At 58.7% G+C, this 14,335-nt stretch carries 14 protein-coding genes and 1 pseudogene; 10 read left to right on the top strand and 5 right to left on the bottom strand.

Going from position 1 to position 14,335, the window contains the following annotated elements; all coding sequences use genetic code 11:
• The 4 genes from Q0O19_RS11230 to Q0O19_RS11215 form a co-directional block, all read left to right on the top strand.
• The coding region (locus tag Q0O19_RS11230) for a DUF1883 domain-containing protein (protein ID WP_295523007.1) at window positions 1–200 on the top strand (200 nt) is incomplete at its 5' end.
• Window positions 201–775: 575 nt separating this feature from the next.
• Complete coding sequence (gene cysM / locus Q0O19_RS11225; RefSeq protein WP_295523005.1) at window positions 776–1,678, top strand: cysteine synthase CysM; 903 nt, start codon at window positions 776–778, stop codon at window positions 1,676–1,678.
• Between the two features lie 17 nt (window positions 1,679–1,695).
• Window positions 1,696–2,253: an NUDIX domain-containing protein gene (locus tag Q0O19_RS11220; protein ID WP_295523004.1), complete on the top strand. Its 558-nt coding sequence runs from the start codon at window positions 1,696–1,698 to the stop codon at window positions 2,251–2,253.
• The gene (locus Q0O19_RS11215) at window positions 2,253–2,480 is read left to right on the top strand and encodes a sulfurtransferase TusA family protein (RefSeq protein ID WP_295523002.1); all 228 of its coding nucleotides are present in this window, start codon (window positions 2,253–2,255) and stop codon (window positions 2,478–2,480) included. Before Q0O19_RS11220 ends, Q0O19_RS11215 begins: the two co-directional genes overlap by 1 nt.
• Window positions 2,481–2,497: 17 nt before the next feature.
• On the opposite strand, the gene galU is transcribed toward Q0O19_RS11215, so the two are convergent.
• Together galU and Q0O19_RS11205 are read right to left on the bottom strand one after the other, a co-directional pair.
• On the bottom strand, window positions 2,498–3,382 hold the full coding sequence (gene galU / locus Q0O19_RS11210) for a UTP--glucose-1-phosphate uridylyltransferase GalU (RefSeq protein ID WP_295523000.1): 885 nt from the start codon (window positions 3,380–3,382) through the stop codon (window positions 2,498–2,500).
• A 29-nt stretch (window positions 3,383–3,411) separates the two neighbouring features.
• Window positions 3,412–6,420 (bottom strand): valine--tRNA ligase, encoded by a 3,009-nt coding sequence (locus Q0O19_RS11205; protein WP_295522998.1) that lies wholly within the window; start codon window positions 6,418–6,420, stop codon window positions 3,412–3,414.
• Window positions 6,421–6,672: 252 nt separating this feature from the next.
• Here Q0O19_RS11205 and Q0O19_RS11200 point away from each other — a divergent pair, with 252 nt between their 5' ends.
• The 3 genes from Q0O19_RS11200 to Q0O19_RS11190 all read left to right on the top strand — a co-directional run bounded on the left by Q0O19_RS11200 (window position 6,673) and on the right by Q0O19_RS11190 (window position 9,170).
• Entirely contained in the window at window positions 6,673–7,095 is a 423-nt protein-coding gene (locus Q0O19_RS11200; RefSeq protein WP_053170808.1) for a rubrerythrin family protein, read from the top strand.
• Between the two features lie 123 nt (window positions 7,096–7,218).
• Window positions 7,219–8,568 (top strand): heterodisulfide reductase-related iron-sulfur binding cluster, encoded by a 1,350-nt coding sequence (locus Q0O19_RS11195; protein ID WP_295522994.1) that lies wholly within the window; start codon window positions 7,219–7,221, stop codon window positions 8,566–8,568.
• An 11-nt stretch (window positions 8,569–8,579) separates the two neighbouring features.
• On the top strand, window positions 8,580–9,170 hold the full coding sequence (locus Q0O19_RS11190; RefSeq protein ID WP_295522993.1) for a DUF3501 family protein: 591 nt from the start codon (window positions 8,580–8,582) through the stop codon (window positions 9,168–9,170).
• Window positions 9,171–9,241: 71 nt separating this feature from the next.
• Here the strand turns inward: Q0O19_RS11190 and Q0O19_RS11185 are convergent, their stop codons facing one another.
• The 3 genes from Q0O19_RS11185 to Q0O19_RS11175 all read right to left on the bottom strand — a co-directional run bounded on the left by Q0O19_RS11185 (window position 9,242) and on the right by Q0O19_RS11175 (window position 12,173).
• Window positions 9,242–10,156, bottom strand: a complete 915-nt coding sequence (locus Q0O19_RS11185; protein ID WP_295523011.1) for a tripartite tricarboxylate transporter substrate binding protein — start codon at window positions 10,154–10,156, stop codon at window positions 9,242–9,244.
• Between the two features lie 84 nt (window positions 10,157–10,240).
• Window positions 10,241–11,362, bottom strand: a complete 1,122-nt coding sequence (locus Q0O19_RS11180; protein ID WP_295522992.1) for an NADH:flavin oxidoreductase/NADH oxidase — start codon at window positions 11,360–11,362, stop codon at window positions 10,241–10,243.
• 115 nt (window positions 11,363–11,477) lie between these two features.
• Complete coding sequence (locus Q0O19_RS11175) at window positions 11,478–12,173, bottom strand: pseudouridine synthase (RefSeq protein ID WP_295522990.1); 696 nt, start codon at window positions 12,171–12,173, stop codon at window positions 11,478–11,480.
• Between Q0O19_RS11175 and yaaA the strand changes: the two genes are divergently transcribed.
• The 3 genes and pseudogenes from yaaA to Q0O19_RS11160 all read left to right on the top strand — a co-directional run.
• Entirely contained in the window at window positions 12,172–12,948 is a 777-nt protein-coding gene (yaaA, locus tag Q0O19_RS11170; protein WP_295522989.1) for a peroxide stress protein YaaA, read from the top strand. The genes Q0O19_RS11175 and yaaA overlap by 2 nt on opposite strands.
• Before the next feature lie 2 nt (window positions 12,949–12,950).
• Complete coding sequence (queF, locus tag Q0O19_RS11165; protein WP_295523009.1) at window positions 12,951–13,796, top strand: NADPH-dependent 7-cyano-7-deazaguanine reductase QueF; 846 nt, start codon at window positions 12,951–12,953, stop codon at window positions 13,794–13,796.
• A gap of 23 nt (window positions 13,797–13,819) precedes the next feature.
• A pseudogene (locus Q0O19_RS11160) lies at window positions 13,820–14,335 on the top strand (IGHMBP2 family helicase); the annotation flags it as partial.

Here is a 14,335-nt window from a genome sequence, read left to right as displayed (position 1 = left end):
CCAACAACTTCAATAACTACAAAAATGGCATGAAGCATACTTACACAGGCGTTCTTGCTCGTGAGTCACCCATCCGTTTAACCGTACCTGCATTTGGGCATTGGCATGTGGCAATAGACACCAATGGCTTAGAGGGTTCCAGCGGTCTCAAAGCCAGCGTGAATGTGTTACGTTCTAAAACTGGCGACTTTAATGGGTAGCCATTGATTAAAATACACCATGGGATTTACAAATCTTGTGGCAATTTCCCTTGGCTATTTGTCGCTGGGTTTTTAACGAGCGCTCTTTAGTCTCCAGTTAGGACCCGCCACACCGATGTGCAGGAATTTTTTTATTCCGCCTCAGTTAATTGGTGGAATATTTAAGTTCTCGATGTTTCAACATCAGGGTTCGCTATGTGTTAATCACTTAAGCCAGTCCAGTCAAACTCAACTCTGCCGCCAAACGCTGAGATCCTGCAAATCGCTCAAGTCAAGACTCTCAAAATGAGAGTTGCCTTGCTCAACGTCCAGAAACTGGACGTCCAAAAAGCCGAAAACTGCTGAAAATTTAAGGGAGTTTTTGTTGCTTTTTCAGCGTGATTTTGCGCTGAAAAAATCGTGTGCTTTTGGCGTCAGCGTTCTACATTGCGTAGGACACTTTTTTTTGTAGCCTTGCAACAACCCGCATGTGCTGTAGTGTTAACCAGGGTGTTTACTTTTTTGAGTCCCCTGAGTCTACCAATTTCACCACCCGGGCGGTATTTATGAAGAGAAAATTATGGCACATTATTGACATGAATTATCCAACCATTGAAGATGCAATTGGCAAAACACCTCTGGTGGCCTTGCAGCGTTTGGGCGCAACCGACAGGGCCGCTCGACACAACGTGATCTTGGGCAAGCTCGAGGGCAACAACCCTGCTGGTTCAGTCAAGGATCGCCCAGCTTTGTCGATGATTCGCCGAGCCGAAGAGCGTGGCGAGATCCAACCCGGAGATACTCTGATCGAGGCCACCTCGGGCAACACCGGCATAGCGCTGGCAATGGCCGCTGCCATCAAGGGCTACCGCATGATTTTGATCATGCCCGAGGACTTGTCGATTGAGCGGGCCCAAACCATGAAGGCGTTTGGCGCCGAGTTGATCCTCACACCCAAGAGTGGGGGCATGGAATACGCACGCGATCTGGCAGACAACATGAGCGCGCAGGGCAAGGGCCGCATCCTCGACCAATTCGCCAACACTGACAACCCGCGCATCCACTACGAAACGACCGGCCCAGAAATTTGGGAACAGACGAGTGGGAAGGTCACCCACTTTGTCAGTGCCATGGGCACCACCGGCACCATCACGGGTGTGTCGGGGTATTTGAAAGAAAAGAACCCGGCGATTCGCATCATCGGCGCCCAACCCAGCGAGGGCTCGCGCATTCCCGGTATCCGCAAGTGGCCGCAAGAGTATTTGCCCAAAATCTACGATGCCAGCAGGGTGGATGAGCTGGTCTATGTGAGCCAGAGCGATGCCGAAGAAACCTGCCGTCAGATGGCGCGTACCGAAGGCATTTTTGCGGGTATTTCGGCCGCTGGGGCGTGCTGGGTCGCGCAGGAGATTGCGAAAACGGTGCAAAACGCCACCATTGTGTTCATCGTGTGCGATCGTGGTGATCGCTACTTGTCCACGGGCGTGTTTCCCGCCTGAACCCAGGATGCTTCTCCATGGCTGAATTTCGTTTTTGTCCGCAATGCGCTACCCCTTTGGCTTGGCAGACCCAGTTGGAAGACAGTGGCGAGGTCATGCGCCTGCGCTGCACCGCTTGCGACTTCACCCACTGGAACAACCCCACGCCCGTGCTGGCAGGCATTGTGCAGGTGGGTGACCAAATATTGTTGGCCCGCAATGCGGCTTGGCCCGGACGTCGCTTCGCCCTCATCACCGGGTTCATGGAGGCGGGAGAAACCCCCGAAAAGGGCATCTCTCGCGAGATTGCCGAAGAAACCAATCTGAAGGTGTCGGCCCTCCAATTGATTGGGGTGTACGACTTCCAGCGCATGAACCAGGTGATCATTGCTTACCACGCAGTCGCCGACGGCGAGGTGCGTTTGTCGCCCGAGTTGGCCGAATACAAGATGTTCGATTTCAAGGATTTGATTTGCTGGCCGGCTGGCACCGGATACGCCTTGGGTGACTGGTTGCGCACCATCGGCATTGAGCCTCGATTCATGTCGTGGGAAGAGCGCGCCGCACAAAACCAAGAACAGACTCAGGACACATGATGCACATCGACAAAGAAATTGACACCAGTGGCTTGAATTGCCCCCTGCCGATTCTGAAGGCCAAGAAGGCCTTGAACGACATGAGCAGTGGACAGGTCCTCAAGGTGATCGCCACCGACCCAGGTGCCGCGCGCGATTTCGAGGCGTTTGCGCGACAAACCGGCAACGAATTGGTGTTGCAAGAGAAGACCGAAAACAGCTTTGTTTTCGGCCTCAAACGGCGCTAAAAAGATGCCGCTGAGCCTTACAGGCTCAAGCCTTTGAGGTATTCACGGAACGATGCACCCACTTGCGGGTGTTGCAGGGCCAGTTCCACCGTGGCCTCCAGAAAACCTTCCTTGCTGCCGCAGTCGTAGCGCTTGCCTTCGTACTGGAAGGCATACACCGCTTCGCGCTGCATCAAGCGGGCGATGGCGTCGGTGAGCTGAATCTCTCCGCCTACGCCTTTGGGTTGGTTGCGAATTTCATCGAAAATGCCCGGCGTCAAGATGTAGCGACCCGCCACGCCCATGCGCGAAGGCGCTTTGTCAGGGCTGGGTTTTTCGACGATGTGGTCAACGCGAATGAGTTGCTTGCCCGCCGATTCCCCCGCCACGATGCCGTAGCGCTTGACTTGTTCGAGGGGCACTTCTTGCACCGCCAAAATCGAGCGGCCTTGCTGTGTGTAAGCAGCCACCATTTGGCTGAGCACTGAAGGCCCCCCTTGCATGCCCACCATCAGGTCGTCGGCCAGCAGCACCGCGAAGGGCTCGTTGCCCACCATGGCTTCGGCGCAAAGCACCGCATGGCCCAAACCCAGCGATCGGGGCTGGCGCACGTAGGCGCAGACCATGTCATCGGGTTGCACCGAACGCACCAAGGCCAGCAATTCGTTTTTGTGCGCGTACTCCAGTTCGTTTTCCAACTCGTAAGCGGTGTCAAAGTGGTCTTCGATGGCCCGCTTGCTGCGGCCCGTGACAAAAATCATGTGCCGCACGCCCGCGCTGTAAGCTTCTTCGACGGCGTACTGGATCAGTGGCTTGTCCACCACCGGCAGCATTTCTTTGGGCGCCGCTTTGGTGGCGGGTAAAAAGCGGGTGCCCAAACCGGCAACCGGAAACACGGCTTTTCGGATCACGTTGTGGCTCATGGTGTTTTCCTAATGAATCAGTGAGGCAATCAGCCCTGACGTTGCAGTTGCTGGCGAATTTTGTCGAGCATGGCACCGAAGTCGGCCACGCGTTTTTTGGCTTCATCGATGACCGCTGGGGGGGCCTTGGCCACAAAGGCTTCGTTGCCGAGTTTGGCGTTGGCCTTGGTGATTTCGCCTTCCAAGCGAGCGGCTTCCTTGGTCAGGCGAATTTTTTCTGCGGCAGCATCCACCTCGATGAACAGGCACAGGCGTGCTTCGCCGACCACGGCCACGGGTGCCGCTTGCGCAGCTGCGATCCATTCGGCCTCGGTGTCAAAGACCTTGACTTCGCTCAGTTTGGCCAGCGTCTGCAGCACGGGCGCTGCGCTTTGCATAAAGGCGGTGTCACCCAGCACGTACATCGGCATGCGGGTGGCGGGTGAGACATTCATCTCGCCGCGCAGGTTGCGGCAGGCGTCGACCAAGGTTTTCAGCTTGGCCACATGGGCCTCGGCGGCTTCGTCGATGCGATCGGGCTGGCTGACGGGGTAAGCCGCGATGCTGACCGACTCGCCCGGAAGACCCGCGACCACCGACACTTTTTGCCAAAGTTCTTCGGTGATGAAAGGGATGATGGGGTGCGCCAGGCGCATGATGGTTTCAAGTGTGCGGATCAGGGTGCGGCGGGTGGCGCGTTTTTGCGAGTCGTTGCCAATGTTGATCTGCACCTTGGCGATTTCGAGGTACCAGTCGCAGAACTCGTTCCACACGAAGTCATAAATCGTGTTGGCCACATTGTCCAGTCGGTACTCGGCAAAGCCTTTGGCCACGTCGGCCTCGACGCGTTGCAGTTGCGAGCTGATCCAGCGGTCGGCTTGGCTGAAGTCCATGTAGCCGTGCGCCGGGCCACCGGGTTGGCATTCGGCTTTGGTGTGCTTTTTCAAGCCGCAGTCCTGGCCTTCGCAGTTCATCAGCACAAAGCGGGTGGCGTTCCACAGTTTGTTGCAGAAGTTACGGTACCCCTCGCAGCGCTTGGAGTCGAAGTTGATGCTGCGGCCAAGTGAGGCCAGCGCCGCGAAAGTGAAGCGCAGCGCGTCGGCGCCGTAGGCCGGTATGCCTTCTGGGAATTCTTTCTCGGTTTGCTTGCGCACCTTGGGCGCAGTCTCGGGCTTGCGCAGACCTTGGGTGCGTTTGTCGAGCAGGGGCTCCAAAGTGATGCCGTCGATCAGGTCCACCGGGTCGAGCACGTTGCCTTCAGACTTGCTCATTTTCTTGCCTTGGGCGTCGAGCACCAGGCCGTGGATGTACACGTGCTTGAAGGGGACTTTGCCGGTGAAGTGCGTGGTCATCATGATCATCCGGGCGACCCAGAAGAAGATGATGTCGTAGCCTGTGACCAGGACGCTGCTGGGGAGGTAGAGGTCGTAGTCTGTTCCGCTGGCGGCAGTGGCACCGCCGGTCGTGCTCATACTCGCTACGCTCGCCAAATCGCCCGAACCGACGGTACCACTGCCACCAGCTGCGTTGTTGGGCCATCCCATAGTGCTGAAGGGCACCAAGGCGCTGGAGTACCAGGTGTCCAGCACGTCTTCGTCGCGCCGGAGTGTTTTGCCTGGTGCTTGGGCCTGTGCCTCGGCTTCGTTGCGCGCCACATAGACCTTGCCGTCTTCGTCGTACCAAGCGGGGATCTGGTGGCCCCACCACAACTGGCGAGAGATGCACCAGTCCTGGATGTTGTTCATCCACTGGTTGTAGGTGTTGACCCAGTTCTCGGGCACAAATTGCACATCACCGTTGTCCACTGCGTCAATGGCTTTTTGCGCGATGCTCTTGCCGGTGGGGTCTTGCTCGCTGACCTTGTTCATGGCCACAAACCACTGGTCGGTCAACATGGGTTCGACCACCTGGCCGGTGCGGGCGCAAATGGGCAGCATCAGCTTGTGCGCTTTGACTTCCAGCAGCAGGCCTTCTTTGTCCAAGTCGGCCAGCAAGGCTTTGCGGGCCTCAAAACGGTCCATGCCTTGGTAGTGCACAGGGCCGTTGTGGTTGACCTTGGCGTCCAGCGTGAAAATGGTGATCAGCGGCAGGCCGTGGCGTTGCGCGCAGGCATAGTCGTTGAAGTCATGCGCACCGGTGATCTTCACGCAGCCCGAGCCAAAAGCGCGGTCCACGAAGTCGTCGGCAATGATCGGAATTTGGCGGTTGCAAAGGGGCAGGTCGACCATTTTCCCCAGCAGGTGAACGTAGCGCTCGTCCTCGGGATGCACGGCCAGCGCACCGTCGGCCATCATGGTTTCAGGGCGGGTGGTGGCAATCGTCATGCCCTTGCTCATGACACCGTCGATCATTTGGGGCCCATCGGAGAAGGGGTACAAGATGTAGTGCATCTTGCCCTCGGACTCGGTGCTTTCCACTTCCAGATCGCTGACCGCGCTTTGCAACACGGGGTCCCAGTTGACCAAACGCTTCCCACGGTAAATCAGGCCTTGCTCATAAAGCTGCACAAAGGTTTCGGTCACGGTTTTGGACAGTTTGGGGTCCATCGTGAAGTACTCGCGGCTCCAGTCCACACTGTCTCCCATGCGGCGCATCTGGCGGGTGATGGTGCTGCCGGACTCTTCTTTCCATTCCCAGACTTTGCTCACAAAGTTCTTGCGGGCTTGGGCAGGGGTGGGGCCCATGTCGTGGCGGCTGATGCCTTGCGCTTGCAGTTGGCGTTCCACCACGATTTGGGTGGCAATGCCCGCGTGGTCGGTGCCCGGAATCCAGGCGGTGTTGTAGCCCAGCATACGGTGGTAGCGTGTCAACGAGTCCATGATGGTCTGGTTGAAAGCGTGGCCCATGTGCAGCGTGCCGGTCACGTTGGGCGGCGGCAGTTGGATGGCAAATGCGGGCACGCCCTCTTTGGCCAATTGGGTGCCCCTGAAACCCGCCACGCCGTAACCCCGCTTTTCCCACTCAGGGCCCCAATGGGCTTCCAGAGCGGCCGGCTCGAACGATTTGGACAGGCTGTCAAGGCCCGGTTGTTGGGCCACTGTGGCGGGGGCGTTGCTCATGGCAGGTATCTTTTCAAAAGTGAGAACGGCACTTCTGTGAGGGCCGTACAGGACGCACAGCGTCCAAAAACGGTGATTTTACCTAGCCCATCTTGGTCATCTTGGGGCAATTCCGACCTGCTTTTCTGATAGTTTCAATAAATCGAGGGCATTGCATCAATTAATTGGGAGGACAGCCTTTAAAAGGCTACTCTGTCGAGTCTCTGACGATTTCGTCAGGGCAATCAACGTCAAACCTACTAGGAGATCACCATGGCAGCACTCAAAGGCTCGCGCACGGAACAATGCCTGAAAGACGCCTTCGCAGGCGAATCCCAGGCCAACCGTCGCTATTTGTACTTCGCGAACAAAGCTGACGTAGAAGGTCAGAACGACGTGGCAGCGCTGTTCCGCTCCACCGCCGAAGGTGAAACCGGTCACGCCCACGGTCACCTGGAGTTCCTGGAGCAATCCGGCGATCCAGCAACCGGTCTGCCCATTGGCTCGACCCGCCAAAACCTGGCCTCGGCTGTGGCTGGCGAAACCCACGAGTACACCGACATGTACCCAGGCATGGCCAAAACCGCTCGCGAAGAAGGTTTTGACGAAGTCGCCGACTGGTTCGAGACCTTGGCCAAGGCTGAGCGTTCGCACGCCAACCGTTACCAAAAAGCCCTGAACGAACTGGTCGATTGATTCTCCAGTGATCCAGCCCGCTGCGCGGCTTCGTGCAGCGGGTTTTTCTCAGGGTTCGCAGGTTTGAGCCTTCAGGAAAACCCCTGACCAACCCCACAAATAAAAAACATCAAGGAGCACAACATGGCCAAAGAAGGCAACCTCGAAGCCCCCACACGCCATGCCCTCGGCTGGGAAAGCCCGGAGTTCTACAACGAAGAAAAGTGCTTCGATGAGCTTGAGCGCATCTTTGACATCTGCCATGGCTGCCGGCGCTGCGTGAGCTTGTGCAACTCTTTCCCCACCTTGTTTGACCTGGTGGACGAGAGCAGCACCATGGAGGTCGATGGCGTGGACAAAAAGGACTACTGGAAAGTGGTGGACCAGTGCTTCATGTGCGACCTGTGCTACATGACCAAGTGCCCCTACACCCCGCCCCACGAGTGGAATTTGGATTTTCCGCACACCATGCTGCGGGCCAAAGCGATCCAATTCAAAAAAGGCGAAGTCGGCGCGGCAGAAAAGTTTTTGGCCTCGACCGACACGCACGGTTCTTTTGCGGGCATTCCGATCGTCGTTCAAGCCATCAACGCCATCAACAAGACCGCAACTGCCCGCAGCATCATGGAAAGCGTGGCGGGCGTGGACAAAAATGCCTGGCTGCCTTCTCTGGCCACCCAAAAGTTTCGATCCAGCGCCCCGGATGCCCAGTCGGTCAAAGTGGTGGACGGCGCGAAAACCCCCGGCAAAGTGGCGATCTACTCGACTTGCTACATCAACTACAACGAGCCCGGCATCGGCCATGATTTGCTCAAAATCCTGGACCACAACGCTGTTCCTTATGTGTTGGTTGAGAAAGAAAAATGCTGCGGCATGCCCAAGCTGGAGCTGGGCGATCTGGACTCGGTCAAGCAGTCTAAAGAAGCCAACATCCCGGTGCTGGCCAAATATGCCAAGGACGGTTACGCCATCTTGGCGGCAGTACCCAGTTGCGCTTTGATGTTCAAGCAGGAAATCCCCTTGATGTTCCCGGATTGCACCGACACCCAGTTGGTCAAAGACGCCATGTGGGACCCGTTTGAGTACTTCATGGCCCGCAAACGCGATGGATTGCTCAAAACCGAATTTCCGCAAAAACTGGGCAATGTGAGTTACCAGATTCCTTGCCACGGCCGAGTGCAAAATATCGGCAAGAAGACCGAAGAAATGCTCAAGATGATCCCGGACACCGAGATCAACACCCTCGAGCGCTGCTCGGGGCATGCCGGGACCTACGGCGTCAAAAAAGGCTCACACGAGGTGGCGATGAAAATCGGCAAACCCGTGTTCAAGGCCATGGCCACCATGAAGGATGGCTCCAAGCCCGACTTCATCAGCTCCGACTGCCCGCTAGGCGGCCACCACATCGCTCAGGGCTTTGAGGTCAATGGCCTGGGCACCCCTGAACTGAACCACCCCTTGACCCTGGTGCGCAAAGCCTACGGTCTCAAATAAGGAACACTGCCATGCAACTGACCGGAAAAATCACGCCCGAGACCCTGATGTCACTGGAGGCCTACACCAAGTGGCGCAAGGTCCACAAGCCCGAGGTGATCGCCCACCGCAAGCTGCGCAGCGTGCAGCTCGGTGAGCACATCAACGTGCAGTTTGAAAGCGAAACCACCATCCGCTACCAGATCCAGGAGATGCTGCGCATCGAAAAAGTGTTCGAAGAAGAAGGCATCCTGCAAGAGATTGAGGCCTACGCCCCGCTGGTGCCAGACGGCAAGAACTGGAAAGCCACCATGATGATCGAGTACACCGACATCCATGAACGCAAGCGCGAATTGGCCAAACTGATTGGCGTGGAAGACCGCATGTTCGTCGAGGTGGAAGGCCATGCCCGCGTGTATGCGATTGCCGACGAAGACCTGGACCGCGAGACCGACGAGAAAACCTCTGCGGTCCATTTTGTGCGCTTTGAATTCACGCCGGTCATGTGCGCAGCGTTGAAGGCCGGGGCCAGCGCCAAGTTGGGCTGCGACCACACCCACTACCCCTCGCACTTGGATATCGCGGCAGACACCTTGGCCAGCTTGGCGGGTGATCTGAAGTAAAGCACTGCGATCTGCGAAAAAAAAGCCGGATCAGGCCGCAAGGCCTGACCCGGCTTTTTGACTTCTGGCGTTCAGTCCAGCTTGATGTTGGCGGCCTTGATGGCTTGTGTCCAGTCGGCGATGTCGCGGTCCAGGATTTTGGTCATGTCGGTTTGTGCCACAAAACGCACTTCGATGCCGGCTGCATCGGCGCGTTGTTTGCTTTCTGGCAGGTCTAAGCTGCGTTTCACAGCGTCGGCCAGCTGGGTCACCACGGCGGCTGGTGTGCCTGCCGGGGCGTACAAAGCCACCCAAGACTCCAAATCAAAGTTGGGGTAACCGGCTTCGGCCATGGTGGGCACCTGGGGCATGCCAGCATGGCGCTTTTTGCCCGTGACGGCCAAGGCCTTGAGCTTGCCGCCCTGGATGTGTTGCATCACCGAAGGCGGTGTGGTCATGAAGACTTGCACCTGGCCTGCCAGCACGTCGGCAATGGCTTGGCCCGAACCTTTGTAAGGCACATGCACCAAGCTCACGCCAGTTTGCTGTTTGAAGATTTCGGTGCCAATGTGCGAAACCGAGCCGTTGCCCTGCGAGGCGTAGTTCAGCTTGCCCGGGTTTTGTTTGGCATAGGCGATGAACTCTTTCATGTTGTTCACCGGCACCGAGGGGTGGACTGCCACCACGTTGGTCGCCACGGTGATCAGACCCACGGGTGTCAAGTCTTTCAGTTCCCAAGGCAGCTTGGTCATCAAGATCGGGTTGGCGACGTGGTAACCCGAGTAGGACACCAGCAAGGTGTGACCGTCTTTGGGGCTGCGGGCCACCTGCTGGTAGGCCAAATTACCGCTCGCACCGCCTTTGTTGTCCACCACGATGGACTGGCCGATCAGGCGGCCCAGTGGCTCAGCAACCAGCCGAGCCGAGGTGTCGACCAAGCCGCCCGGTGGCACGGGCACGACCAAGGTGATGGGTTTGCTGGGAAAGGCTTGCGCCATCAGGGCCATGGGGGCGCACAGGCTGGCCAGAGCGAGCAGGCGTGTGAATTGGCGGCGTGTGTTCATGTTTGTCTCTCTTTCGGGGGGTAAAAATCAACGCATGCCAATTTGGGCGTCGTTGAAAATGTTTTTGGCTTCACGGGGCAGGCTGCGCCAGTACTGGTGTTGTGCCTCGATGGTGCCGCCCAAGGCCACAGCCGCTTCCCAGCCCCAGCGCGGCTTGTACAGGAAAGAGCGGGCCAGGGCTACCAGATCGGCGTCGCCGCGTTGCAGCACGGCTTCAGCCTGGGCGGGCTCGGTGATCAGGCCTACGGCGATGGTGGTCAAGTCTGAGGCGGCCTTGACGGTTTTGGCCAAGTGCACTTGGTACTCGGGGCCAATGGCGATTTTTTGCAAAGGCGAGACACCGCCCGAGGAAATGTGCACGAATTGCGCCCCGGCTTGTTTGAGCTGCACCGACAGGGCCGCGGTTTCCTCGACCGTCCAGCCGCCGTCGACCCAGTCGGTGCCCGAGATGCGCATGCCCAGCGTGCCGCCAAAGGCCTCGCGCACGGCTTGGAACACCTCCAGCGGAAAGCGGATGCGGTTTTCAAACGAGCCGCCATACGCGTCGTTGCGCTGGTTCGAGATGGGCGACAAAAACTGGTGCAGCAAATAGCCGTGTGCGGCGTGCAGCTCCACCGCCTCAATGCCCAGTTCGTGGCTGCGCTTGGCGGTGTTGACAAAATCGGCCTTGATTTGCGCGATGTCGGCCAAGCTCAGCTCGGTGGGCGCTGCCTCTTGGGGCAAGTGGGGCAGGGCGCTGGGGGCCACAGGCTGCCAGCCGCCGTCTTCCGGGGCGATCAGCATGCCGCCGTTCCACGGGGCTGCGCTTGAAGCCTTGCGGCCCGCGTGGCTGATCTGAAGGCACACCGGCATGGGCGGCGCCAAGCGGCGGGCGCGGTGCAGTTTATCGGCCAAGGCCGCTTGGGTGGCGTCGTTCCACAAGCCCAGGCAGCCGGGGCTGATGCGGCCTACGGCCGACACGGCGGTGGCTTCGATGGTGAACAGGCCCGCGCCACTGTTGAGCAAATTGGTCCAGTGCGACAGGTGCCAGTCGGTGGCTTCGCCGTTTTCGGCCGAGTACTGGCACATGGGTGCCACGACGATGCGGTTGGGCAAGGTCAGCGGGCCAGAGGGGGCATCGAATGTGAACGGCGAGAAAAGTAGGCTCATGGCGGCAGTCTTTGGCGTATTTTTGTGAGGTAAAACCCAAGCAGGGTGATCTTAGGCAGATCAAGCGCCAGCCCTTATCCGCTGCGTGACATCGACGCTGAGCTGTGGGGTCTTTTCATCCCAACGGGTTCCAAAGTGCCCATTCGGGCGGCAATGGCGCATCGATGACCAGCGGCAGGCCACTCACGGGGTGGGTCAGTTGCAAGCGCTCGGCATGCAGCCACAGCCTTTGCAGACCGAGCCAGATGGCCACTGCACGGTTGAGTGGCCCTTTGCCGTGTGTGGCATCGCCCAAAATCGGGTGCGCGATGTGCTTCATGTGGCGGCGCAGTTGGTGGCGACGGCCCGTCAGGGGCTGCAGCTGCACCTCGGCCCAGCGCAGGCTGGCAAATTCACCCTGCGCGATGGGCAACTCACCCCGGCGCAGGGTTTGGTAGCCCGTCTGGGCGGGCTGCACTTCCAAGCGTTCGCTGCGCATGTCGTCGGGCATGCGCTTGAGGGGGTGGTCGATCATGCCTTGGTCCAAAGGCCAGCCTCGCACGATGGCGCGGTAAGTCTTGTGCAGGCCTTCACCCGTTTCAAAGGCCTGCCCCAGTGTGCGGGCCACCACGGCACTCAGCGCAAACACCAGCACGCCGCTGGTGCCCTTGTCCAGCCGGTGCACGGGCCACAGGTGTTGCCCGATCTGGTCGCGCAGTGTTTGCAGCACAAAGCGGGTTTCACCCTTGTCCAGCGGGGTGCGATGCACCAGCCAGCCCGCAGGTTTGTGCACGATGGCGAGATAATCGTCCAGGTAAAGGATGTCGAGCATGTTGTTCTTATTGTCACCCGCCAAGTCGCTGGATTACGAAACCCCCGCCACCGGCGTGCCCCATACGCTGCCGCAATTTGCGCCGCAATCGCAGGCCCTCATCGAAGTGCTGCGCCAAAAGTCGCCGCAGCAAATTGCCGAGTTGATGGACTTGTCAGACGCCTTGTCGGCCCTGAACGTGGCCCGCTACCAAGCCTGGACACCGAAGTTCACCGCCAAAAACGCCAAGCAAGCGGTGTTGGCCTTCAATGGCGATGTGTACGAAGGGCTGGATGCCAAGACCTTGTCGCCGCAAGACCTGGATTGGGCGCAAACCCATGTGGGCATTTTGAGTGGCTTGTATGGCGTGCTGCGCCCGCTGGATTGGATGCAACCCTACCGCCTGGAAATGGGCACCACACTGACCACCGACAAGGGCAGCAATCTGTACAAGTTTTGGGGGCCGCAAATTGCCGAGTACCTGAATGCCCAACTGGCCAAAGACAAAACCCCGGTCATCGTCAACCTGGCTTCGCAGGAGTATTTCAAGTCGGTGGACCGCAAAACCCTCAAAGCACGCGTGATCGAATGCGTGTTTGAGGATTTCAAGGGCGGCCAATACAAGATCATCAGTTTCAACGCCAAGCGGGCGCGGGGCTTGATGGCGCGCTATGCCGTGCAAAACCGCATCACCCACCCCGAAGGACTGCTGGGCTTTGATCTGGAAGGCTACGCGCATGACGCGGCTGTTTCAGACGCCGACCGCTTGGTGTTTCGTCGCAAGGTGCAGGCATGAGCATGAACTCTCCAGAGCAATCGCAGCTGGGCAAATCCAGCGCCTATGTGGACCAGTACGATGCGGGCTTGCTGTTCCCCATTCCCCGCGCCACCAAGCGTGCCGAGATCGGCGTCACCGGCCAGCCCGTTTTTTTTGGGGCCGATTTGTGGACCGCGTTTGAGCTGTCCTGGCTCAACACGAAAGGCAAGCCGCAGGTGGCGCTGGCGCACATCACCGTGCCTGCCGAGAGCACGCACATTGTGGAAAGCAAATCCTTCAAGCTCTACCTCAACAGCTTCAACAACACACGGCTGGACAGTGCCGATGCGGTGCGTGAACTGATTCGCCGCGACATCAGCGCCGCCATCTGGCACGGAGGCGTGGTGCAGGCCAGCGTGGGCGTGAAGCTGCTGCTGCAGGAACACTTTGACACCGAACCCGTGCACGAGCTCGACGGCCTGAACCTGGACCGCATGGACATCGAGTGCACCCGCTACCAGCCCGCACCAGACTTGCTGAGCGCCAATGCCGAAGAACTGCCCGTGACAGAAACCCTGGTCAGCCACTTGCTCAAAAGCAATTGCCTGGTGACGGGCCAGCCCGACTGGGGCAGCGTGCAAATCACCTACAGCGGCCCGCAGATCGAGCAAGCGGGTTTGCTGCAATACATCGTGAGCTACCGCAACCACAACGAGTTCCATGAGCAATGCGTGGAACGCATCTTCATGGACATCTGGACGCGCTGCCAACCCACCACATTGGCGGTGTATGCCCGCTACACCCGGCGCGGCGGGCTGGACATCAACCCCTGGCGCACCAGCGCGCCGGGCAAATTGCCGCCCAACGTGCGCACGGCGCGGCAGTGAATCAGGCCGCCGGGTCTGTACTTTTGGCTGACCAAGACCCCATCCCCACCGCCCATGTTGCTGTTGAAGGTGATGTTCAACATGAGTTGCGCCATGTGCGGGGGCTCATGCAACTGGAGCAAAAGGAAGACCAGGCGCAATTCAAGCTCAAAAATACCAGTGCCAGCATCAAGGAGCGCCGTCGGCGTGGCTTGACCTGGTACCCCGTCACCATCTCCCAAGAAGACATCGGTTTTGGGGGCAAGGTGGTGCTGGAGCTGGAGCGCCCTGGGCATCGGCAAGATCTGCATTTGTTTCAGGTGGGCAAAAACGCTTGTGTGTTCAGCAGTGCGCCCGGCTACTCGGGCCCTGATCGGCCGGTGTTGAGCGGCGTGGTGACGAGCGTGCGGCGCAACAAGCTGGTGCTGGCCACCACCAAAGAAGATCTGCCCGACTGGGTGCTGAACGGCAGCACCCTCAACGGCAGCACGCTCGGCATTGACCTGACGTTTGACGAGGTGAGTTACCGCGAGATGCACCAGGCCATGAGCGACATCATC

The sequence above is a fragment of the Limnohabitans sp. Rim8 genome (assembly GCF_945869175.1).
In the GTDB taxonomy this organism is placed as follows: Bacteria; Pseudomonadota; Gammaproteobacteria; order Burkholderiales; family Burkholderiaceae_C; genus Limnohabitans_A.
Note: the sequence above shows the minus strand (reverse complement) of the source record. Positions and strands in the feature narration are given on the sequence as shown.